The sequence below is a fragment of the Pseudomonas sp. PF05 genome (assembly GCF_056521845.1).
Genome location: NZ_JBWLPW010000012.1, coordinates 83,247 through 104,589 on the forward strand (window position 1 = coordinate 83,247; position 21,343 = coordinate 104,589).

At 61.2% G+C, this 21,343-nt stretch carries 19 protein-coding genes; 15 read left to right on the plus strand and 4 right to left on the minus strand.

What is annotated here, in order from left to right; all coding sequences use genetic code 11:
* The first annotated feature begins 43 nt into the window (after positions 1 to 43).
* A complete protein-coding gene (locus tag AC09SL_RS20020) occupies positions 44 to 1,579 on the plus strand; it encodes an MDR family MFS transporter (protein ID WP_155742105.1) in 1,536 nt (511 codons plus the stop codon).
* 184 nt (positions 1,580 to 1,763) lie between these two features.
* Here the strand turns inward: AC09SL_RS20020 and AC09SL_RS20025 are convergent, their stop codons facing one another.
* Positions 1,764 to 3,113 (minus strand): spinster family MFS transporter, encoded by a 1,350-nt coding sequence (locus AC09SL_RS20025; RefSeq protein ID WP_058544223.1) that lies wholly within the window; start codon positions 3,111 to 3,113, stop codon positions 1,764 to 1,766.
* Between the two features lie 359 nt (positions 3,114 to 3,472).
* On the opposite strand from AC09SL_RS20025, the gene AC09SL_RS20030 reads away from it, so the two are divergent.
* On the plus strand, positions 3,473 to 5,650 hold the full coding sequence (locus AC09SL_RS20030) for a hypothetical protein (protein ID WP_058544224.1): 2,178 nt from the start codon (positions 3,473 to 3,475) through the stop codon (positions 5,648 to 5,650).
* 298 nt (positions 5,651 to 5,948) lie between these two features.
* Here AC09SL_RS20030 and AC09SL_RS20035 read toward each other — a convergent pair whose 3' ends face one another.
* Positions 5,949 to 6,254, minus strand: coding sequence for a DUF2288 domain-containing protein (locus AC09SL_RS20035; RefSeq protein ID WP_046065429.1), 306 nt, complete (start codon positions 6,252 to 6,254; stop codon positions 5,949 to 5,951).
* Between the two features lie 340 nt (positions 6,255 to 6,594).
* Here AC09SL_RS20035 and AC09SL_RS20040 point away from each other — a divergent pair, with 340 nt between their 5' ends.
* The 9 genes from AC09SL_RS20040 (at position 6,595) to AC09SL_RS20080 (ending at position 14,338) form a co-directional block, all read left to right on the plus strand.
* Positions 6,595 to 7,722: a branched-chain amino acid ABC transporter substrate-binding protein gene (locus AC09SL_RS20040; protein WP_058544225.1), complete on the plus strand. Its 1,128-nt coding sequence runs from the start codon at positions 6,595 to 6,597 to the stop codon at positions 7,720 to 7,722.
* 230 nt (positions 7,723 to 7,952) lie between these two features.
* Entirely contained in the window at positions 7,953 to 8,876 is a 924-nt protein-coding gene (gene livH / locus AC09SL_RS20045; RefSeq protein ID WP_058544226.1) for a high-affinity branched-chain amino acid ABC transporter permease LivH, read from the plus strand.
* Complete coding sequence (locus AC09SL_RS20050) at positions 8,873 to 10,129, plus strand: high-affinity branched-chain amino acid ABC transporter permease LivM (protein WP_058544227.1); 1,257 nt, start codon at positions 8,873 to 8,875, stop codon at positions 10,127 to 10,129. Before livH ends, AC09SL_RS20050 begins: the two co-directional genes overlap by 4 nt.
* Positions 10,126 to 10,893 (plus strand): high-affinity branched-chain amino acid ABC transporter ATP-binding protein LivG, encoded by a 768-nt coding sequence (gene livG / locus AC09SL_RS20055; RefSeq protein WP_058544228.1) that lies wholly within the window; start codon positions 10,126 to 10,128, stop codon positions 10,891 to 10,893. Before AC09SL_RS20050 ends, livG begins: the two co-directional genes overlap by 4 nt.
* Complete coding sequence (locus AC09SL_RS20060) at positions 10,894 to 11,595, plus strand: ABC transporter ATP-binding protein (protein WP_003198474.1); 702 nt, start codon at positions 10,894 to 10,896, stop codon at positions 11,593 to 11,595.
* Positions 11,596 to 11,909: 314 nt separating this feature from the next.
* Positions 11,910 to 12,215, plus strand: a complete 306-nt coding sequence (locus AC09SL_RS20065; protein ID WP_058544229.1) for a BufA1 family periplasmic bufferin-type metallophore — start codon at positions 11,910 to 11,912, stop codon at positions 12,213 to 12,215.
* Positions 12,216 to 12,240: 25 nt separating this feature from the next.
* Positions 12,241 to 13,110 (plus strand): MNIO family bufferin maturase, encoded by an 870-nt coding sequence (gene bufB / locus AC09SL_RS20070; RefSeq protein WP_058544230.1) that lies wholly within the window; start codon positions 12,241 to 12,243, stop codon positions 13,108 to 13,110.
* Positions 13,107 to 13,865: an HvfC/BufC N-terminal domain-containing protein gene (locus AC09SL_RS20075; protein WP_058544231.1), complete on the plus strand. Its 759-nt coding sequence runs from the start codon at positions 13,107 to 13,109 to the stop codon at positions 13,863 to 13,865. The genes bufB and AC09SL_RS20075 overlap by 4 nt, the downstream gene beginning before the upstream one ends.
* On the plus strand, positions 13,862 to 14,338 hold the full coding sequence (locus tag AC09SL_RS20080) for a DoxX family protein (protein ID WP_058544232.1): 477 nt from the start codon (positions 13,862 to 13,864) through the stop codon (positions 14,336 to 14,338). Before AC09SL_RS20075 ends, AC09SL_RS20080 begins: the two co-directional genes overlap by 4 nt.
* A 37-nt stretch (positions 14,339 to 14,375) precedes the next feature.
* Here AC09SL_RS20080 and AC09SL_RS20085 read toward each other — a convergent pair whose 3' ends face one another.
* Entirely contained in the window at positions 14,376 to 15,290 is a 915-nt protein-coding gene (locus AC09SL_RS20085; RefSeq protein ID WP_058544233.1) for a LysR family transcriptional regulator, read from the minus strand.
* 104 nt (positions 15,291 to 15,394) lie between these two features.
* Here AC09SL_RS20085 and AC09SL_RS20090 point away from each other — a divergent pair, with 104 nt between their 5' ends.
* The 3 genes from AC09SL_RS20090 to AC09SL_RS20100 all read left to right on the plus strand — a co-directional run bounded on the left by AC09SL_RS20090 (position 15,395) and on the right by AC09SL_RS20100 (position 18,600).
* Positions 15,395 to 15,994, plus strand: a complete 600-nt coding sequence (locus AC09SL_RS20090; protein WP_058544234.1) for a short chain dehydrogenase — start codon at positions 15,395 to 15,397, stop codon at positions 15,992 to 15,994.
* Positions 15,995 to 16,238: 244 nt separating this feature from the next.
* Positions 16,239 to 16,913 carry a COG3650 family protein gene (locus tag AC09SL_RS20095; protein WP_058544242.1) on the plus strand — a complete coding sequence of 225 codons (675 nt, stop codon included), beginning with the start codon at positions 16,239 to 16,241 and terminating at the stop codon, positions 16,911 to 16,913.
* Between the two features lie 73 nt (positions 16,914 to 16,986).
* Positions 16,987 to 18,600 (plus strand): NAD(P)/FAD-dependent oxidoreductase, encoded by a 1,614-nt coding sequence (locus AC09SL_RS20100; protein ID WP_058544235.1) that lies wholly within the window; start codon positions 16,987 to 16,989, stop codon positions 18,598 to 18,600.
* Positions 18,601 to 18,753: 153 nt separating this feature from the next.
* Here the strand turns inward: AC09SL_RS20100 and AC09SL_RS20105 are convergent, their stop codons facing one another.
* Positions 18,754 to 19,848, minus strand: coding sequence for a PLP-dependent cysteine synthase family protein (locus tag AC09SL_RS20105; protein WP_058544236.1), 1,095 nt, complete (start codon positions 19,846 to 19,848; stop codon positions 18,754 to 18,756).
* 265 nt (positions 19,849 to 20,113) lie between these two features.
* Between AC09SL_RS20105 and nhaA the strand changes: the two genes are divergently transcribed.
* Positions 20,114 to 21,301: a Na+/H+ antiporter NhaA gene (nhaA, locus tag AC09SL_RS20110; protein WP_058544237.1), complete on the plus strand. Its 1,188-nt coding sequence runs from the start codon at positions 20,114 to 20,116 to the stop codon at positions 21,299 to 21,301.
* The last annotated feature ends 42 nt before the right edge of the window (positions 21,302 to 21,343 follow it).

Consider the following 21,343-nt stretch of genomic DNA (forward strand, 5'->3'; position numbering starts at 1 on the left):
GACTTAAACTGCGGGCTTCGTCTCATTTTGCCTCTCCGGCGTAATGCCCGCAGGTTCTGTCGTGACTCAGTTCAACACGCTCCAAGCCCCAAAACCGGCCATCCGCAGCGTGCTGGTGGCCCTGATGCTGGCGATTTTCCTGGGTGCGCTGGACCAGACCATCGTCGCCGTCTCGATGCCGGCCATCTCCGCACAATTTGCCGACGTCAGCCTGCTGGCCTGGGTGATTTCCGGCTACATGGTCGCCATGACCGTAGCGGTGCCGATCTACGGCAAGCTCGGTGACCTCTACGGTCGCCGGCCGCTGATGCTGTTCGGCATGGGCCTGTTCACCCTGGCCTCGCTGTTTTGTGGCCTGGCACAAAACATGGAGCAACTGGTGCTGGCGCGGATTCTCCAGGGCATCGGCGCCGGCGGGATGATTTCGGTGAGCCAGGCGATCATCGGCGACATCATCGCGCCCCGTGAACGCGGTCGCTACCAGGGTTATTTCAGCAGCATGTACGCGGTGGCCAGCGTGGCCGGGCCGGTGCTCGGCGGCTACATGACCGAGTACCTGTCATGGCGCTGGGTGTTCTGGATCAACCTGCCGCTGGGCCTGGCGGCCTTGTGGGTGGCCCGACGCAGCCTGGTCGGGCTGCCGGTGCCGCAACGCACGCCGATCATCGATTACCTGGGCACCGTGTTGCTGATCATCGGCCTGACGACGCTGCTGCTGGGGATCACCCAGATCGGCCAGGGCCATGCCTGGCACAGCCGTGAAGTGCTGGGATTGCTGGGTTGCGCAGGAGCAGCGCTGGGGATGTTCGCCTGGCACGAGCGCCGGGCGCGGGAGCCATTGCTACCGATGCACCTGTTCGCCAACCGCGACGCGGTGCTGTGTTGGTGCACGGTGTTCTTCACCAGCTTCCAGGCGATTTCCCTGACGGTGCTGGTACCGTTGCGCTTCCAGAGCGTGACCGGCGCGGGCGCCGATAGCGCGGCGTTGCATTTGTTGCCGCTGGCGATGGGGTTGCCGATCGGCGCGTATTTCGCCGGGCGCCGGACTTCAGTCACGGGGCGCTACAAGCCGATGATCCTGAGCGGTGCCCTGCTCTTCCCGTTCGCCATCCTCGGCATGGCCTTCACTCCACCCGCCGAGTTCTGGCTCAGCAGCCTGTTCATGCTGCTCAGCGGCATCGCCTCCGGCATGCAGTTCCCCACCTCGCTTGTGGGATCGCAAAACTCCGTACACCAACAGGACATCGGCGTCGCCACCAGCACCACCAACCTGTTCCGCTCCCTCGGCGGCGCGGTGGGCGTGGCACTGATGTCAGCGTTGCTGCTGGCCTTGCTGCAGGATTCAAGCTTCGCCCGACTCGCCAGCCCATCGCTGATCGGTGAAGGGCACTCCGGCAGCGTCTTGCTGGACGGCCTGAACGCCGCCCCGGGCGAGACGCAGAATGCCTTGCGCCAGGAATTGCAGGCGACATTCCGGCATTTGCTGTTGATCAGCGCGGCGGTGTCGCTGCTGGGGTTGGCCGCGGCGCTGGCGATGCCCAATCGCTTGCTGCGTGGGCGGGATGAGAAGGCTCGGTAGATCTTATGCCTAGCCCTTGTGGCGAGGGGATTTATCCCCGCTGGGCTGCGCAGCAGCCCCTCATAAAAGCACTCCATTTAATCTGACACACCGTGGCGTCAGCTTTAGGGCTGCTGCGCAGCCCAGCGGGGATAAATCCCCTCGCCACAAAAGCTCGCTCGTCACGGACTTGAATATGGCGTTGTCAGGCCGTCGCCACGACACCTTCGGGCACCACCACGGCGCTCATCCCATCCTTCATCCGCTTGGCGTCGCGCACGAAGCAACGTGACGCCAGGAACAGGAACACCATGGTCAGGAACAACGCGACCGGGATCAGGTACATGGCGTCGTGCAAGCCGATGGCCTTGAACGCTTCGCTCATTTGCTCGACACCCGCGGCCGCCATGGCCGTGCGGGCGAAGTAGTCGGACAAGCCGCCCACCACCACCGGCCCCAGGCCACCGCCGAGCAAGTACAGGCCGGCGAAGAACAGCGCCATCGCCGTGGCCCGCAAGCGCGGCTCGACCACGTCCTGGATCGCCGTGTACACGCAGGTATAAAAGGTATAGGCGAACAACCAGCCGACACTGAACACCGCGACGAACACGCCGATTTCAATCCGCCCGGCATGCAATGCCCAGGCGGTGGTGAGCGTCGAGATCACCAGGCTGAACGCGGCGAACAGCAAGCGGCCACTGGGCACGCGCTGATGAATCTTGTCGGCGATCCAGCCGCCGAGGGTCAAGCCGAACAACCCGGTCACGCCCACCATGATCCCGGTGGCAACCGCCGCCTCGTGCAACGGCATCAGGAAGTAGCGTTGCAGCATCGGCACCAGGAAGGAGTTGCAAGCATAGGTCGCGAAGTTGAAGCACAACCCGGCCAGCACCAGCCACAGGAAGGTAGGAATCGCCAACACCCGACGAATCGGCCGGTCGACCTTTTCCTGGGACACCTGCACGGTTTCCGCCGCCCCGCGCTTGGGCTCCTTGATGAAGAACATGAACAACGCCAGCACCAAGCCTGGCACCGCCGCGATAAAGAATGGCGCGCGCCAGCTGTCGAAGGCCTTGACCATCGCCCCGATGGTGAAGAACGCCAGCAACAGGCCGATCGGCAGGCCTAGCATGAAGATACCCATCGCCCGCGCCCGGCGATGAGCCGGGAACAGATCGCCGATCAGCGAGTTGGCTGCCGGCGCGTAGCTGGCTTCGCCTATCCCGATGCCCATGCGCACCACCAGGAACGCCCAGAAACTGCCCACCAGGCCGTTGACCGCCGTCAGCGCGCTCCAGGTCGCCAGGCCCCAGCCCATCAACTTGCTGCGCGAACCGGTATCGGCCATGCGTCCCAATGGCAAGCCGGCAATGGCGTAGACGATGGTGAAGGCGGTGCCGATGATGCCGATCTGGAAGTCGCTGAGGCTCCACTCCATACGGATCGGCTCGATGATGATCGCCGGGATGGTGCGGTCGAAGAAGTTGAACAGATTGGCCAGGAACAACAGGAACAGAATGCGCCAGGCATTCGCCGCTTGGGTCGAGTTCTGCATGGGTCCGTCTCTTTTATTGTTATGGGCCAACGATCCGTGGCCTGGATATGCAATCTAGACAGCGGCACGGGCGCTGTCTCCAATCATTCGCAAGGCTGATACCCGACCATGGCGAGCAGCGCGTTTCTTGATAACGGTCAACTCCCTGTAACAATTGCCATCATTTCGCCCATTCGTGATTAAAGATCGTCTCCCGGTGGCCGATTCAACCTATCAGGAAAGAATCTCTCGAGCGGCGCCCAGGCTGTAGCCCTGGACGCTCGGGCCGACCTTCGCGCCATCCCAGGACGCGAGCTCCCATCCGCGATGGTTCGATGACAGCGCTCGTCGAACCAACCAGTTCAGGCATATGGCGCACAATGACTTCCAAAAAAACAGCCACTGCGGTATCCGATCTGACCCTGAGCCCGGCCGCCAATGGCCCTGAAGCCTCGAAACCATCGAGCAGCTCGCGTCCCCTTTCGACTCAGCAGTATCTGTATTTCACCGAAACCAACACCGACCGGATCCTCGACAACCTCGATGGCCTGCGCGACGCGGTGTTCCCGCGACCGCCCCATCTGGTGGAAGACGAGAGCGACCGCGCCCAGCAGGAATTCCCGTCGGTGTGCCTGATCGGCCTCGGGCGCTGCGGCTCCAACATCGCCCTGGACGTGGCAGAGCTGGTGTACAACGCCCGCAAGTTCTACCTCAACGAATTCAACGCCGAAGACAAGGCCTACAGCGACAAGGGCTACAGCCCCGCGCAGTGGATCCGCAACAACCTGCGCCTGGGCACCAGCAAGGCCAGCAAACCGGTGTTCCTGGTGGAACCGCTGGTGATGCTGGGTGACTTGGACAAGGACATCGCCGGGCGCATCCGTTTCTCGCGCAAGGGCGAGAAAAGCGGCTTTTTGCGCGACTACAGCAAGATGAAAATCATGGACCTCTCGGAAGTCCATGCCGGGGGCGCCGGTAACGCGCCGATCCTGGGCCAGTACCTGGCCAAGATCATCCTGAACAAGGACACCCAGCGCTTCTCCAGCCCCGACTGGAAAATGATCCACTCGTACCTGATCGACAGCTGCGGCATCAAGGCCAACCAGTCGCGCCTGTACTTCTCGATCTTCAGCGCCGGCGGTGGTACTGGTTCGGGCATGGCCTCGGAATTCGGCCTGGCCCAGCAATACTCGTACATGAACAAGACGTTCGACACCAAGCCGATGGACGAACACGACAGCAAGAGCGGTCATTCCTTCGTCTTCGAGCCGATTTTCACCAGCGGTATCTGCGTGCTGCCGAACATTTCCGACCACCGCAGCGAAATGTCCGAGGCGTTGCACATCAACGCCGGACGCCTGTTGTGCAAGTACCTGTCGGAAGAATGGGATTTCTCGTACAACTTCGCCAACGAAGACAGCAGCGAAGCCAGCGTGATGGGCCGTATCCGCCCCTGGAACGCGATGATGCTGATCTCCAACGACATCATGCGCTACGCCGAAGAAAGCGATGACGGCAACATCCAGAACATCGATGTCAATGCCATGGAGAAGCACGCCAACCAGTACATCTCCCAACAGATCTTCAACATCCTGACGGCCCAGGCGGTCACCACCGACTACGACCAGAACTACTTCCGCCGTGCCGGCATCGACATTGGCGAAACCATTCGCCTGGACGCCAACGACCTGTTCATGAGCCTGGCCGGCCCGGTGGCGATTGCCTACGCCGAGTCCGTCGTCCCGGAAACCCCGGCACCCAGCGGCGACAAGTTCAAGGTGTTCGAGAAAGAGCCGCCGCGCCTGAACATCGATGACCTGTTTTTCCGCTCCATCGACCTGCCGCACTTCAACAAAGTCACCCAGGCCATCGAAGGCATCAGCCTGCTGCCGATCGAATCCAAGCGCTACCGGGCGTCACTTGAGCAATACAAGAACTCCGGCTACGACGCCGCGGCCCTGCATGACCTGCACTTCTTCAAGAACTGCTCGTCGGTGGTGTCCATCGTCTCCTTGCCCAAGGACTACAAGCTGTCCTACATGGACCTGAACCGGCTCAAGACCCACCTCAACAGCCTGTTCCCCAACACCACCCTCAAGCGGTACGCGTTGGTGATCGGCGCGTCGGCCAACCTGTCGCTGACCACCCTGATCGCCAAGAGCCCGTGCCTGTCGGACGACTTCCTGACCCTGATCGTGGCCTTCATCAAACGCTGCTTCGCCCGCACCCCGTACCGCTTCGACGACACCCTGGACAACTCGATCCTGGACTTCATCATCAATGAAGACTTCGACGAAGCACGCATCGACGACCTGCTTAACGAATTCGAAAACCCGGCGAAGATCCTCGACACCAACTGGTACGCGATCAAGCCGATGTACGAGAAGAAGTACCGCGAGCTGATCAACGACAAGGACAAGTTCGTCTCGATCAACGACATCCGCCTGTCCCGCGACTGCGTGAAAAAATCCATCAAGTACCTGCGCGAGATCTACCGTCATCGCATTGGCAAGACCAAGGTTATTTCGCTGAATAACCATACGGGCAAGACTTATTGATGCAGGCGCAACACCGCGTCGCCCCTTTTGCGAGCAAGCCCGCGCCCACAGTGGACCGCATTCGTTCTGAAGAAACGCGGTTCCATGTGGGAGCGGGCTTGCTCGCGAAGGCGGCCTTGAATACACCACCGAGACAACATCCAGAAACAATTGAGCAGCCCAAAGGCTGCCCAATAAACTGTTCCCGTTACGTATACGTCACCCTTTCATGTGGCGTTTCGCCACGGCAGGACGCCATCACGCTACTCACCTACACACTTTCTTGCCCACCCAAACACGAACCAACTTGGTGCACCGATCAGTTCGACGCCCTTTCCTGGATCATAATCCAGGGCGAAACCACCACTGCCCAAAGCTGCGGATCGCGTTCCAGAAAATCCAGCGCCCGCGTTTCAGACAGCTTGGCGAGCTGCTCGGCGGCCAGCCAGGCGGCGACTTTGGTACCTTCGTCCTGGGCGACGGCCTCGGCGGCGGCGATCAAATCCAGTGCCGGATCGACCCACAATAGGGCACCCTTGGCAAAGAACGGCTCCAGCTCTTTCCAGGTGATGGATGCGGTTTCACCAAGCAGCTTGGCATAGAGGGTGCTAGGTTCTTGATTCATGGGACCTGTCCGGAAAAGAAATCGGCGCGAATGATAACGTCGGTGGTCTGGCAGAAAAACCCGGTAGCAAATTGCAGTACCGATTGAAAAGCGCAGGAAAGCCAAGGATTGCCGACATGACCGGACAACCACCGCCGCCATTCTGTCTTTTTCTTTCAATTAAGCGACACCCTCAGGTTTTGCCCCCAAGCGCCAGCTTCCCTTGCCAACAATCGGCGCTCTACACTGTACCGGTACAGTTGCCGGGGGCATTTTCCGCGAGGATATCCAAGATATCTGACCCGGTTCTGCTGCTACGGCGCCAGGACTATAAAAACTACAACAGCATGAGTGGAGCACTATGACTAAGGCTACTAAGCAGATTTCCAAACTGTTTGCCGCTATGGTTCTGGCCGGGGTTGCCAGCCATTCGTTTGCCGCCGACACCATCAAGATCGGCATCGCCGGCCCAAAAACCGGCCCTGTAGCCCAATACGGCGACATGCAGTTCAGCGGCGCGAAAATGGCCATTGAACAAATCAACGCCAAGGGCGGCGTCGATGGCAAGAAACTCGAAGCCGTTGAATACGATGATGCCTGTGATCCAAAACAAGCAGTCGCGGTCGCGAACAAGGTCGTCAACGACGGCGTCAAGTTCGTGGTCGGCCACCTGTGCTCCAGCTCCACCCAGCCGGCTTCGGACATCTACGAAGACGAAGGCGTGATCATGATCACCCCGGCGGCTACCAGCCCGGACATCACCACTCGCGGCTACAAGATGATCTTCCGCACCATCGGCCTGGACAGCGCCCAGGGCCCGGCGGCCGGCAACTACATCGCCGACTACGTCAAGCCGAAAATCGTTGCGGTCCTGCACGACAAGCAGCAGTACGGTGAAGGCATCGCCAGCGCCGTGAAAACGACCCTCGAGAAGAAAGGCGTGAAAGTGGCCGTCTTCGAAGGCGTGAACGCTGGCGACAAAGACTTCTCCTCGATGATCGCCAAGCTCAAGCAAGCCAACGTCGACTTCGTCTACTACGGCGGCTACCACCCGGAGCTGGGCCTGATCCTGCGTCAATCCCAGGAAAAAGGCCTGAAGGCCAAGTTCATGGGTCCGGAAGGCGTGGGTAACGACTCCATCTCGCAAATCGCCAAGGAAGCTTCCGAAGGCCTGCTGGTGACCCTGCCGAAATCCTTCGACCAGGACCCTGCCAACATCGCCCTGGCCGATGCATTCAAGGCCAAGAAAGAAGACCCGAGCGGTCCGTTCGTGTTCCCGTCCTACTCCGCTGTCCAGGTGATTGCCGGTGGTATCGAAGCCGCCAAGAGCGAAGACACGACCAAAGTGGCTGAAGCCATCCACAAAGGCACCTTCAAGACCCCAACCGGCGACCTGAGCTTCGACGAAAAAGGCGACCTGAAGGACTTCAAGTTCGTGGTCTACGAGTGGCATTTCGGCAAACCTAAAACCGAAGCTTCGCCTCAGTAAGGCCTGGCCTGACTGACTGCCAATAAAGCCCACGGCGTGCCGTGGGCTTTGTTTTAAATGTATTGGGCCGCGCTGGCGTGATCCGCCAGCCTCCCCACCTGAAAATCTCAAAACCGTCATCAGCGGTTCGCTGGCAAACCTCGTGTTCGAAGTGGATGCAGATCCACGGGACCCGGGCGGGAAAATGACTCCACCAGTGAAATGCGTATCAGGTTTTTAGGAGCGCTGTAATGCCTGACATCTATCACTTCTTCCAGCAGCTGGTTAACGGCCTGACCGTTGGCAGCACGTATGCCCTGATCGCCATCGGCTATACGATGGTTTACGGCATCATTGGAATGATCAACTTCGCCCACGGCGAGGTGTACATGATCGGCTCCTACGTGGCGTTCATCGCCATCGCCGGGCTGAGCATGATGGGACTCGACAGTGTCCCGCTGTTGATGACCGCGGCTTTCATCGCGAGCATCGTCGTCACCAGCTCCTATGGCTACAGCATCGAACGGATCGCCTACCGCCCCCTGCGCGGCAGCAACCGTCTGATCCCGCTGATTTCCGCCATCGGCATGTCGATCTTCCTGCAGAACACGGTACTGCTCTCGCAAGACTCCAAGGACAAATCCATTCCCAACCTGATCCCCGGCAATATTGCCTTCGGGCCAGGTGGGGCACATGAAGTGCTGATTTCCTACATGCAAATCGTGGTGTTCGTGGTGACCCTGGTCGCCATGCTCGGCCTGACGCTGTTCATCTCCCGTTCCCGCCTCGGCCGCGCCTGCCGCGCCTGCGCCGAGGACATCAAGATGGCCAACCTGCTGGGCATCAACACCAACAACATCATCGCCCTGACCTTCGTCATCGGTGCGGCCCTGGCGGCCGTCGCTGCGGTGCTGTTGAGCATGCAATACGGTGTGATCAACCCCAACGCCGGCTTCCTCGTCGGGCTGAAAGCCTTCACCGCCGCGGTCCTGGGCGGCATCGGCAGCATTCCCGGCGCAATGCTCGGCGGGTTGGTGCTGGGCGTGGCTGAAGCCTTTGGCGCCGACATCTTCGGCGACCAGTACAAGGACGTCGTGGCATTCGGCTTGTTGGTTCTGGTTCTGTTATTCCGGCCGACCGGCATCCTGGGCCGTCCGGAGGTTGAGAAAGTATGACTAGGCATCTCAAATCGGCGCTTTTCAGCGCCCTGCTGGTCTGGGCCGTGGCCTACCCGGTACTGGGTCTTAAACTGACCATCGTCGGCATCAACCTGGAAGTGCACGGCACCAGCCCGGCCATCCTGGCGACCATCGCCGTGTGTTCCGTACTGATGTTTTTGCGGGTGTTGTTCAGCACGCAGATCAGCGCCGCGTGGAAGTCCTCGCCCGGCCTGCCGGTGATCCCGGCCAAGGCCAGCAACTTCCTGACCCTGCCGACCACCCAGCGCTGGATCGTGCTGTCCCTGATCGTCGTGGCGCTGGTCTGGCCGTTCTTCGGTTCGCGCGGTGCGGTGGACATCGCCACGCTGATCCTGATCTACGTGATGCTCGGCCTGGGCCTGAACATCGTGGTAGGCCTGGCCGGTCTGTTGGACCTGGGCTACGTCGGCTTTTATGCCGTCGGGGCCTACAGCTACGCGCTGCTGTCGCATTACTACGGCCTGAGCTTCTGGATCTGCCTGCCGATCGCCGGGATGATGGCCGCCACCTTCGGTTTCCTGCTGGGCTTCCCGGTCCTGCGCTTGCGCGGCGACTACCTGGCCATCGTGACCCTGGGTTTTGGCGAGATCATCCGTCTGTTCCTGCGCAACCTGACCGACATCACCGGCGGTCCGAACGGCATCAGCAACATCGAGAAACCGACGTTCTTCGGCCTGACCTTCGAACGTAAAGCCGCCGAAGGCCTGCAGACCTTCCATGAGTACTTCGGTCTGCAGTACAGCTCGATCAACAAGGTGATCTTCCTTTACCTGGTTGCCCTGTTGCTGGCCCTGGCTGCGCTGTTCGTCATCAACCGCCTGCTGCGCATGCCGATCGGCCGCGCCTGGGAGGCATTGCGTGAAGACGAAATCGCCTGCCGCGCCCTGGGTCTCAACCCGACGATCATCAAGCTGTCGGCCTTCACCCTCGGTGCTGCGTTCGCCGGTTTCGCCGGCAGTTTCTTCGCCGCACGCCAAGGCCTGGTGACGCCGGAATCCTTCACCTTCATCGAGTCGGCGATCATCCTCGCCATCGTCGTGCTGGGCGGGATGGGCTCGCAGTTGGGTGTGATCCTGGCAGCGATCGTGATGATCCTGCTGCCGGAAATGATGCGTGAATTCAGCGAATACCGCATGTTGATGTTCGGCGCCTTGATGGTGCTGATGATGATCTGGCGTCCTCAAGGTCTGCTGCCTATGCAACGCCCCCACATGGAGCTGCGCAAATGAGCCGCGAGATCCTCAAGGTTGAAAATTTGAGCATGCGCTTCGGCGGCTTGCTGGCGGTCAACGGCGTGGCCCTGACCGTAAAAGAAAAACAGGTGGTTGCCCTGATTGGGCCCAACGGCGCGGGCAAGACCACCGTGTTCAACTGCCTGACCGGCTTCTACCAGCCCACCGGCGGCACCATCCTGCTGGACGGCGAGCCGATCCAGGGCCTGCCCGGCCACCAGATCGCCCGCAAGGGTGTGGTGCGTACCTTCCAGAACGTGCGGCTGTTCAAGGACATGACGGCGGTCGAGAACCTGTTGATCGCCCAGCATCGTCACCTGAACACCAACTTCTTTGCCGGCCTGTTCAAGACCCCGGCGTTCCGCAAAAGCGAACGCGAGGCCATGGAGTACGCCGAGTACTGGCTGGACAAGGTCAACCTCAAGGAGTTCGCCAACCGTACCGCCGGGACCCTGGCCTACGGTCAGCAACGACGCCTGGAAATCGCCCGCTGCATGATGACCCGTCCGCGGATCCTCATGCTCGACGAGCCGGCCGCCGGCCTGAACCCGAAGGAAACCGAAGACCTCAAAGCGCTGATCGGCGTGCTGCGCGAGGAGCACGATGTCACCGTGCTGCTGATCGAGCACGACATGAAGCTGGTCATGAGCATTTCCGACCATATCGTCGTGATCAACCAGGGCACGCCGCTGGCCGACGGTTCGCCGGAACAGATCCGCGACAATCCTGAAGTGATCAAAGCCTACCTGGGGGAAGCGTAAATGCTGCAATTCGAAAACGTTTCCACCTTCTACGGCAAGATCCAGGCCTTGCACAGCGTCAACGTCGAAGTCCGCCAGGGCGAAATCGTGACGCTGATCGGTGCCAACGGCGCCGGCAAATCCACCCTGCTGATGACGCTCTGCGGTTCGCCCCAGGCCCACAGCGGCAGCATCCGCTACATGGGTGAGGAACTGGTGGGCCAGGACTCGTCACGGATCATGCGCAAGAGCATCGCGGTGGTGCCGGAAGGTCGTCGGGTATTTGCCCGGCTGACCGTGGAAGAGAACCTCGCCATGGGCGGGTTCTTCACCGACAAGGGCGACTATCAGGAACAAATGGACAAGGTCCTGCACCTTTTCCCACGCCTGAAAGAACGCTTTACCCAGCGCGGCGGCACCATGTCCGGCGGTGAACAGCAAATGCTCGCCATCGGCCGTGCGCTGATGAGCAAGCCCAAGCTGCTGCTGCTCGACGAGCCCTCCCTGGGCCTGGCACCGATCATCATCCAGCAGATCTTCGACATCATCGAACAACTGCGCAAGGATGGCGTGACGGTGTTCCTGGTGGAACAGAACGCCAACCAGGCGCTGAAAATCGCCGACCGGGCTTACGTGTTGGAGAACGGTCGCGTGGTGATGCAAGGCACCGGTGAAGCCCTGCTGACCGACCCAAAAGTGCGCGAGGCGTACCTGGGCGGTTGAGTCTGCTGCAATAAAAAAACGGCCTTCGGGCCGTTTTTTTTTGCCCAATGTAGGAGCTGTCGAGCGAAGCGAGGCTGCGATCTTGTCCCGGACAATTGAGTCTAAAGCAAAAAATCAAGATCAAAAGATCGTCCGAACGCGGCCCGAGCCTTCGCCAGCGCCTACAGGTCTCAGCGCGAGCTTGCTCCCTCATCACGGGTTTGGGGATAACCGAAAAAAATCTGCAGACGCTGTAACGCTTTCCCACCTCCCCTCTCTAGTTCAGCAGACCGGCGCTAACGCCGGTTCATTTCCCTAATGACTGGAGAATCACCATGACTGCTTCGACCCGCACCCTGTCCGCCACCGCCCTGGTCCTGGCCCTGGGTTCTGCCCTGAGCATGACAGCCGTCTCGACCGTCCACGCAGCCGACGACACCATGGAAAAATGCTTCGGCGTTGCCCTCAAAGGCAAGAACGACTGCGCCGCCGGCGCCGGCACCACCTGCGCCGGTACAGCCAAAATGGACTATCAGGGCAACGCCTGGAAATCGGTCCCAAAAGGCACTTGCACCACCATGGAAAGCAAAACCTCCCCGACTGGTTTCGGCCAGCTCGAAGCGTTCAAAGCCAAGTCCTGATCGCATCTGCCTGAGGCCCGTCACCATGTTGAACACCCCATCCCTCGCCACTGATAGCCGGCTGCCGCCAAGGGCAGGGTTGGGGCTCAAGAGCGAGCATTTTCGTGAGGTGCTCCAGACCCGACCGGACCTGGGCTTTTTCGAAGTGCACGCGGAAAACTACATGGTGGCCGGCGGGCCGCTTCATCACTTCCTGGGGCGGGTACGCGAACAGTACCCGCTGTCGCTGCACGGCGTCGGCCTGTCGATCGGTGGGGAGGGGCCGCTGGATGTCGTGCATTTGCAGCGCCTGGCCGCATTGATCGAACGCTATCAGCCCCAGTCCTTTTCCGAACACCTGGCCTGGTCCAGCCACGGCCCGGTGTTTCTCAATGACCTGCTCCCCCTGGCCTACGACGAAGCGACCCTCGACCGTGTCTGCGAACACGTCGACCAGGTGCAGTCCAGCCTCAAACGTACGCTGTTGCTGGAAAACCCGGCCACCTACCTGGCGTTCGAAGCCTCGACACTCGACGAGCCATACTTCATTAGCGAAGTCATTCGTCGCACTGGCTGCGGCCTGCTGCTGGATGTGAACAACGTCTACGTTTCATGCGTCAACCACTGCCGCGATCCACTGGCCTACCTCGATGCCCTGCCCCTGCAAGCGACCGGTGAAATTCACCTGGCCGGCTTTGCCGAAGACACCGACAGCCTTGGCGAGCGTCTGTTGATAGACGACCACGGTGCGCCAATCGACAACGCAGTCTGGCAACTGTACCTCAGGGTTCTGGCGCAGACCGGGCCGGTAGCCACCTTGATCGAGCGCGACAACCACATCCCGCCATGGGAGGTGCTGCTGGCCGAAGCGCGCCAGGCCGATCAACTTTTAAATGCCGTGGGAGCCCGGTCATGAGCGGCCAGCGCGTATTCGCCGCCGCCCTGCTCGACCCGCGCAAGGCGTGCCCCCCCGGCCTGGTCAGCGCCAACGGCGCCGACCCGCAGAGCCGCTTCGCGGTTTACCGCAACAACGTGCTCAGCTCATTGATCAACGCCCTGGCCGACAATTACCCGGTGGTGGCGCAACTGGTGGGCGAGGAATTTTTCCGAGGCATGGCTGGGGTCTACATCCAGTCTGCACCGCCGCGAAACCCGATGATGAGCGACTATGGGGATGATTTTGCCGGGTTCGTCGAACGCTTCGAACCCGCCGCCTGCGTACCGTACCTGGCGGATGTCGCCCGGCTGGAGCGACTGCACGTGCAAGCCTGGCATGCCGCCGACGCCGAGCCCATGGCCGGAGAACGGATCGTCGAAGCGCTGTCGTCCCCCACACAGACAAGGCACCTGAAGATCGGCCTGCACCCGTCACTGCGGCTGCTGCAATCGCCCTTCGCCGTGGTGACGATCTGGGCCGCCCATCAGCACGAGACACCCGTGCCGTTCGAGGCATTTGCTGCACAGAACGCCTTGGTGCTGCGCAACGGCCTCGACGTGCAGGTGTTCGCGATCAATCACGCAGCCCATGGGTTCATCACCGCCCTGCAACAGGGGCTGACCCTGACCGCCGCCATTGAAGCCTCGATCGACCTCGACCTGGAACAGACCCTGGCGGGGCTCATCCGCCACCAGGCTATCACTCACCTCCTAGCTGAACAGGTATCCCAATGACCACCCTGATTGCCGGCTCCATTCAATGGCTGGAGAAAATTCCCCACAGCCTGATCGCCTTCATCGCACGATTCTCGATTGCCGCAGTGTTCTGGAAATCCGGCCAGACCAAAATCGAAGGCCTGGCCATCGACCTGTTCGACGGCACCTTCCAGATCGGCCTGCCGCGGCTGGCGGACTCGACCATTCCCCTGTTCAAAAGTGAATACGCCCTGCCGTTGCTCTCGCCAGAACTGGCTGCGCACCTGGCAGCTACCGCCGAGCATGTGTTCCCGGTCCTGATCCTGCTTGGTCTGGCGACACGCTTTTCAGCGCTGGCCTTGCTGGGGATGACCTTGACCATTCAACTGTTCGTCTACCCGGACGCCTACCCGACCCATGGCACTTGGGCGGCGGTATTGCTCTACCTGATGGCCCGTGGGCCGGGGGTGTTGTCGATCGATCACCTGATTGCCAAGCGCTACGCCCGCTGACAGAACCCAGGACGCCTGTGGGAGCCAGTGGCTGGGGTTATCGTTGCAGCCGATCCAGGGCCTCGCCACTGCGCTTGAACCAATCAATCAAATAGTCAGACAGCACCTGGGTGCGCTTGGGCAATCCACCCTGGTACGGGTGCACCAGGTACATCGGCATGCGCCGGGTCAGGTAGTCGCGCAGCAGCCAGCGCAAGCGTCCGTCGGCCAATTCTTCATGCAGCAGGTACGACGGCAGCCGGGCGATTCCGGCGCCGGCCAGGGCAGCTTTTTTCAGCAGGCTGTAGTGATTACTGGCGAACGGCCCCGACACTCGCACTCGTAGAAGTTCGTGTCGCTGGTGGTAAAGCCATTCTTCCCGACCGCTGTAGTGGCTGTTGAGCAGACAACGGTGCTCGGCCAGGGCCAGGGGCGTCTCGGGTTCGCCGTATTGATCGAGGTAGGCCGGGCTGGCGCAGGTCATTTCGTGCCACGCCAACAACGGCCGGGCCACCAGCCGCTCATCGATGGCGGCGTCGGAACGGATCGCCAGGTCGAAACCATCGCGGGTCAGGTCACGGTAACCGTTGTTGAGCTCCAGTTCGATCTGCACGTTGGGATACGTGCCAGCGAACTCCATCAGCAAGCCTTCGAAGAACGTTTCGCCCAACGAAACCGGAACCGTCATACGTACCGGTCCGCAAATGTCGTCCTTCAACCTGGCCAATGCCTGACGCGCCCTTTGCACCTGAACCAGCAACGCCTGGGCCTGGGGCAGCAACGCCGCCCCTGCCGCCGTGAGGCTCAGGCGCCGCGTGGTGCGTTGCAGCAACACCACCGAAAACCGCCTCTCCAACAGACTGATGCGCTTGGACAACTGACCCTTGCTGCACCCCAACTGCTGGGCCGCCAGAGTGAAGCTGCCGGCCTCCATCAACACGGCAAACGCTGCCAGGTCATCCATTTCACTCATTGGATTGTTTCCAATTAAAAACCAAAGGTTGCCTATTAGCATGATTATCAATGGAAAGAACCTCTCTAGACTGAAAACTCATTCAACCCCTTGAGGAACAGCTCATGAAAATCCTGTTGATCGGCGCCAACGGCACCATCGGTTCGGCCATTGACAACGAACTGTCGCCGCGCCACGAAATCGTTCGGATCGGTCGTCGCAGCGGCGAATTGCAGGTGGATATCAGCGACAGCGCCTCGATCCGCGCGCTGTTCGCAAAGACCGGCCGTTTTGATGCCCTGGTCTGCGCCGCTGGCAACGTCACCTTTGCCCCCTTGGACGACATGTGCGAAGAGAGCTTTGCCCTGGGCTTGAAAGACAAGCTGATGGGCCAGGTCAACCTGCTGCTGATCGGCCGCGAATTCGCCAACGACGGTGCGTCCTTCACCTTCACCACCGGCGTGCTCAGCCACGACCCGATCAAGAGCAGTGCTTCGGCGGCCCTGGTCAACGGTGCCCTGGACAGTTTCGTACGCGCCGCGGCAATCGAGTTGCCACGGGGCTTGCGGGTCAACTCGGTGAGCCCGACTGTGTTGCTCGAAGCCATGGACAAGTACGCCCCATACTTTCGCGGCTACAAACCCGTCCCGGCCGCCGATGTCGCGTTGGCCTACGCCAAGAGTGTCGAAGGCCTGCAAACCGGTCAGACCTTTCACGTGGGCTAACTGACGTTCTAACCGTAGGAGCTGCCGCAGGCTGCGATCTTTTGATCTTTGATCTTTGGTCTTTGGTCTTTCACTCGAGACTCAATTGCCAGGGGAAAGATCGCAGCCTCGTTGCACTCGACAGCTCCTACACAGCTCCTACACAGCTCCGACATAGCGCCTACACAGCTCCTGCACAGCGCCTACGGGTTGTGGTGTGGGATCAGTCTGAGTAACGTGGCGGCACTTGTCTGGAGACCCAATGATGCGTGCCACCCGCTCCCTGCTGTTTGTCGCCCTCCTGCCGCTCTTGCCCGGCTGCCAATTGCTCGATGCCCCACGTCAGAGCGCCCCCCACGCCGGCCAGACGCGCATGCAGGGCGAGCTCACGGCGGCCGATGGCAAGCTGGTGTTCCAGCCGTGCCAGGAACAGCGCCGCTACATCGTCAACGACAGCGGTGGCACCAGTGTGCTGCAGCAGGCTGCCAGCCTGGCCGATGACCAAGGCAAGCTGTTTGCCGATGTGCGCGGCCGTATCGTCTCCAGCGCAGCGGCCGGCACCGACAGCCAGCTGGACCTGGAGCAGTTGTATCGCCTGGAACGCTCAGGCACCGCTTGTGATGACGGAAACTTCAGACTGTTGATCCTGCGCGCCGCCGGCCATGGCCCCGAGTGGAGCCTCAAGGCCAGCGGCAAGGGCCTGGTGCTCGAACGCGAGGGCCAGCCGCCCCTGGCGGTGCCTTACATGGAGGAGCAACTGGGTGACGGGCGCTTCAACCTTAGCACCGAAGCCAATGGCCAGAAGGTCGAGCTCTGGGTCGCCCCCCAGCGCTGCGTCGACAACGTCAGCGGTAGCGTGCAACACATGAGCGCCGAACTGCGGGTCAACGGCCAGGTCCAGCGTGGCTGCGCCTATTTCGGTGGCGCGCGCAACGACTGATTCGCCGGTTTTGGCTTATAATCGCCGGTTCACGCCCTGGTGCAGTTGTGCATCCCGCGAACCGGATCCCACCATGTTACGAATCACCGAACTCAAGCTGCCGATCGACCACCCCGAAGAAGACCTGCGCCCGGCCATCGTGCAGCGCCTGGGCATCGCCAGCGATGACCTGCTCGACTTCACCTTGTTCAAGCGCAGCTACGACGCGCGCAAGAAATCCTCCGAACTGTGCTTCATCTACACCATCGACCTGACGGTGCGCGACGAAGCCAGCCTGCTGCGCAAGTTCGCCGATGACCGTAACGTCAACGAGGCGCCGGATGTCAGCTACAAAGTGGTGGGCCAGGCACCGGCCGACCTGAGCGAGCGCCCGATTGTGGTCGGCTTCGGCCCGTGCGGGATCTTCGCCGCCCTGTTGCTGGCGCAAATGGGCTTCAAGCCGATCATCCTCGAACGTGGCCCGGAAGTACGCCAACGGACCAAGGACACCTGGGGCCTGTGGCGCAAAAGCGTGCTCAACCCCGAATCCAATGTGCAGTTCGGTGAAGGCGGCGCCGGGACGTTTTCCGACGGCAAGCTCTACAGCCAGATCAAGGATCCGAAATTCCTTGGCCGCAAGGTTTTGCACGAGTTCGTCAAGGCCGGGGCGCCGGAAGAAATTCTCTACGTCAGCAAGCCGCACATCGGTACGTTCCGCCTGACAGGCGTGGTGGAAACCATGCGTGAGCAGATTCGCGCCCTGGGCGGCGAAGTACGCTTCCAGCAGCGGGTCACCGATGTGCTGATCGAGGACGGCCAACTGGTCGGCGTCGAACTGGCCAGCGGCGAACAGATTCATTCGAAACATGTGATCCTGGCCCTGGGCCACAGCGCCCGAGACACCTTCCGCATGCTCCACAGCCGCGGCGTGTACATGGAAGCCAAGCCGTTCTCGGTGGGTTTCCGTATCGAACACCCGCAATCGCTGATCGACAGCGCGCGCCTGGGCAAATACGCCGGCCACCCGAAACTTGGCGCCGCCGACTACAAACTGGTGCACCACGCCAAGAATGGTCGTTCGGTGTACAGCTTCTGCATGTGCCCGGGCGGCACCGTGGTGGCCGCGACGTCCGAGCCGAACCGCGTCGTGACCAACGGCATGAGCCAGTATTCGCGCAACGAGCGTAACGCCAACTCCGGCATCGTCGTCGGCATCACTCCGGAAGTCGATTATCCCGGCGGCCCGCTGGCGGGGATCGAATTGCAGGAACGCCTGGAATCCCACGCGTACGTACTCGGTGGCAGCAACTATGAGGCCCCGGCGCAACTGGTGGGTGATTTCATCGCTGGCAAGCCGTCTACGGAACTGGGCAGCGTCGAACCTTCCTACAAGCCAGGTGTGTCCCTGGGCGACTTGGCCCTGGCCCTGCCGGACTTCGCCATCGAAGCCATTCGCGAAGCCCTGCCGGCGTTCGAGAAACAGATTCGCGGTTACTCCCTGCACGACGCCGTGCTGACCGGCATCGAAACCCGCACCTCATCGCCCCTGCGCATTACCCGCAACGAATCGCTGCAGAGCCTGAACGTCAAGGGCCTGTTCCCGGCCGGTGAAGGCGCCGGTTACGCCGGCGGGATCCTGTCGGCGGGCGTGGACGGGATCCGGATCGCCGAGGCGGTGGCGCGGGATATCCTCGGTCTCGAGGCCTGACCCCGCCCCCCTGCGGGAGAGCCTTTGTGGGAAGCTGGGCTTGCCCGCGATGCAGACAACTCGGTCTATCAGGTGAACCGAGGTGATGCTGTCGCGGGCAAGCCCAGCGCCCACACAAGCCCGCTTCCACAAAAGACCTCATTGTTTTCAGGGTCAGATATTGGCCCGCAACACGCTCTCCGGCAGCGCCTCGCCCCGTTCCACACAGGCCGCCACGGTGTCCATCAGACCGCTCAACTCATACCCCTGGGCCTCGAGCCAGACCGGGTCGTAATAGGTCGTGGCGTAGCGCTCGCCACCGTCACACAAAATCGCCACGATCGACCCCGACTCTCCCGCATCCACCATCTGCCGGGCCGCCATGAGGGCGCCGATCAGATTGGTGCCGCTGGACCCGCCGACCCGCCGGCCCAAGCGCTGGGCCAGGTAGTGCATGGCCGCCAATGACAAGGCGTCCGGGACCTTGACCATCGCATCGATGACTTTGGGCAAGAACGACGCTTCGACCCGTGGCCGGCCGATACCTTCGATGCGTGAACCGCAATCCAGGCGCAGGCTGGCATCACCACTGCGGTAGTAGTCAAAGAACACCGAGCGCTCGGCGTCGGCACATAGCACCCGGGTGCCGTGCTGGCGATAACGGACGTAGCGTCCCAGTGTGGCGGTGGTGCCGCCGGTGCCGGGGCTGGAAATCAACCAGCTCGGCTCCGGGTGCCGCTCGAAGCGCATCTGCTGGAAGATCGATTCGGCAATATTGTTATTGGCCCGCCAGTCCGTGGCACGCTCGGCGTAAGTGAATTGATCGATGAAATGCCCGTCATGCTCGCGGGCCAGGCGTTCGGATTCGGCGTAGATCTGCGTAGGATCATCCACCAGATGGCTCTGGCCGCCATAGAAAGCGATCTGTGCGATTTTTTCCCTGGAGGTGGTCGACGGCATCACCGCAATGAACGGCAGGCCCAACAACCTGGCGAAATAGGCCTCGGAAATTGCCGTCGAGCCGCTGGAGGCCTCGATCACTGGCGCACCGGGCTTGAGCCAACCGTTACACAATGCGTAGAGAAACAGCGAACGCGCCAGTCGGTGCTTGAGGCTGCCAGTGGGGTGGCTGGACTCGTCCTTGAAATACAGTTCGATGCCCGGCAGGCCAGGCAGCGGCAGTGGAATCAGGTGGGTATCGGCGCTGCGCTGGAAGTCAGCCTCGATGATGCGGATCGCTTCTCGCGCCCACTGGCGGTGATCGTTCATGGTGTTTTCTCACTGGCTCGGTTTGACGCGGGGAAACGTGGTCATGCAGGCGCAACTTGGTCTCGGAAAAACCAGCGGCAAGCTTAGGAAAAAACCGACATCGCGCACAGGTACAGCTAAGGTCCAATATGACCCATAACTGCCCGGCTGCGTGGCGCAGACGTTGTAACGATATATAACAAAAAAGAATATAACTTTTGTTTTAACAACTTACAGTACGAGTTAGGGTGTGCCATCTTCTTGATTCAATGAATGGAGAGCGATCGTGGCTCTACGCAATTCTCTGACCCGTTTTTTCCAGCTGGAGGCTGCCAGCGGCCTATTGTTGATCGCCGCCGCCCTGCTTGCCCTGGTCATCAATAACTCGCCCCTTTCCTGGCTGTACAACGGCCTGCTGGACACGCCGGTGGTGGTCCAGGTCGGTGTGTTGAAAATCGCCAAACCCTTGTTACTGTGGATCAACGACGGCTTGATGGCGATGTTCTTCCTGCTCATCGGCCTCGAAGTCAAGCGAGAAGTTCTCGGCGGGCAACTGTCGAAACCGTCGCAAATCGTCTTGCCGGGTGCGGCGGCGATTGGCGGCATGGTGGTGCCGGCGCTGATCTACTGGTTCCTCAACCGCGACAATCCCCCCGCCCTGGGCGGCTGGGCAATTCCGACGGCCACCGACATTGCGTTCGCCCTCGGCGTGCTCGCCTTGCTGGGCAAGCGGGTGCCGGTGTCGCTCAAGCTGTTCCTGATGACCCTGGCGATCATCGACGACCTGGGCGCTATCATCATCATCGCGATCTTCTACTCCGGCGCCCTGTCCAGCCTGTCGCTCATACTGGCGGCAGCCTGCATCGCCGCGCTGGTGGCGTTGAATCGGATGGGCGTGGTCAAGCTCGGGCCCTACATGGTTGTCGGCCTGATTCTGTGGGTCTGCGTGCTCAAGAGCGGTGTCCATGCCACCCTCGCGGGCGTGACCCTGGCGTTCTGCATCCCGCTGCGCACGAAAAACGCCGAGACCTCGCCGTTGCTGACCCTGGAACACGCCCTGCACCCCTGGGTGGCTTATGGCATCCTGCCGCTGTTCGCCTTCGCCAACGCCGGCCTGTCCCTGAGCGGCGTCACCGTCGAAAGCTTCACCCATCACGTGCCGATGGGCATCGCCATTGGCCTGTTGCTGGGCAAGACCGTCGGCGTCTTCGGCCTGACCTGGCTGGCCGTGAAAATCGGCATCGCCAGCCTGCCCAGCGGCGCCAATTGGGGCCAGGTACTGGGTGTGGCGATCCTGTGCGGTATCGGGTTCACGATGAGCCTGTTCGTTGGCTCCCTGGCGTTCGAGCCTGGCGTAAGTGACTACGCGGGCATGGACCGGATGGGGATTCTCACGGGTTCGATCCTGGCGGCCGTGCTGGGTTATATGGTGACGGCAGCGGCCAGTCGCAAGCAGCCTGCATTGCCTGGCTGATTCCTGGCTGCCGGATAGATCACGAGGGGGGTGTATATCCAT

Coding starts and splice junctions, on each gene's coding strand:
- AC09SL_RS20020 (WP_155742105.1), top strand. CDS start 44: ATGCCCGCAGGTTCTGTCGTGACTCAGTTCAACACGCTCCAAGCCCCA.
- AC09SL_RS20025 (WP_058544223.1), bottom strand. CDS start 3,113: ATGCAGAACTCGACCCAAGCGGCGAATGCCTGGCGCATTCTGTTCCTG.
- AC09SL_RS20030 (WP_058544224.1), top strand. CDS start 3,473: ATGACTTCCAAAAAAACAGCCACTGCGGTATCCGATCTGACCCTGAGC.
- AC09SL_RS20035 (WP_046065429.1), bottom strand. CDS start 6,254: ATGAATCAAGAACCTAGCACCCTCTATGCCAAGCTGCTTGGTGAAACC.
- AC09SL_RS20040 (WP_058544225.1), top strand. CDS start 6,595: ATGACTAAGGCTACTAAGCAGATTTCCAAACTGTTTGCCGCTATGGTT.
- livH (WP_058544226.1), top strand. CDS start 7,953: ATGCCTGACATCTATCACTTCTTCCAGCAGCTGGTTAACGGCCTGACC.
- AC09SL_RS20050 (WP_058544227.1), top strand. CDS start 8,873: ATGACTAGGCATCTCAAATCGGCGCTTTTCAGCGCCCTGCTGGTCTGG.
- livG (WP_058544228.1), top strand. CDS start 10,126: ATGAGCCGCGAGATCCTCAAGGTTGAAAATTTGAGCATGCGCTTCGGC.
- AC09SL_RS20060 (WP_003198474.1), top strand. CDS start 10,894: ATGCTGCAATTCGAAAACGTTTCCACCTTCTACGGCAAGATCCAGGCC.
- AC09SL_RS20065 (WP_058544229.1), top strand. CDS start 11,910: ATGACTGCTTCGACCCGCACCCTGTCCGCCACCGCCCTGGTCCTGGCC.
- bufB (WP_058544230.1), top strand. CDS start 12,241: ATGTTGAACACCCCATCCCTCGCCACTGATAGCCGGCTGCCGCCAAGG.
- AC09SL_RS20075 (WP_058544231.1), top strand. CDS start 13,107: ATGAGCGGCCAGCGCGTATTCGCCGCCGCCCTGCTCGACCCGCGCAAG.
- AC09SL_RS20080 (WP_058544232.1), top strand. CDS start 13,862: ATGACCACCCTGATTGCCGGCTCCATTCAATGGCTGGAGAAAATTCCC.
- AC09SL_RS20085 (WP_058544233.1), bottom strand. CDS start 15,290: ATGAGTGAAATGGATGACCTGGCAGCGTTTGCCGTGTTGATGGAGGCC.
- AC09SL_RS20090 (WP_058544234.1), top strand. CDS start 15,395: ATGAAAATCCTGTTGATCGGCGCCAACGGCACCATCGGTTCGGCCATT.
- AC09SL_RS20095 (WP_058544242.1), top strand. CDS start 16,239: ATGCGTGCCACCCGCTCCCTGCTGTTTGTCGCCCTCCTGCCGCTCTTG.
- AC09SL_RS20100 (WP_058544235.1), top strand. CDS start 16,987: ATGTTACGAATCACCGAACTCAAGCTGCCGATCGACCACCCCGAAGAA.
- AC09SL_RS20105 (WP_058544236.1), bottom strand. CDS start 19,848: ATGAACGATCACCGCCAGTGGGCGCGAGAAGCGATCCGCATCATCGAG.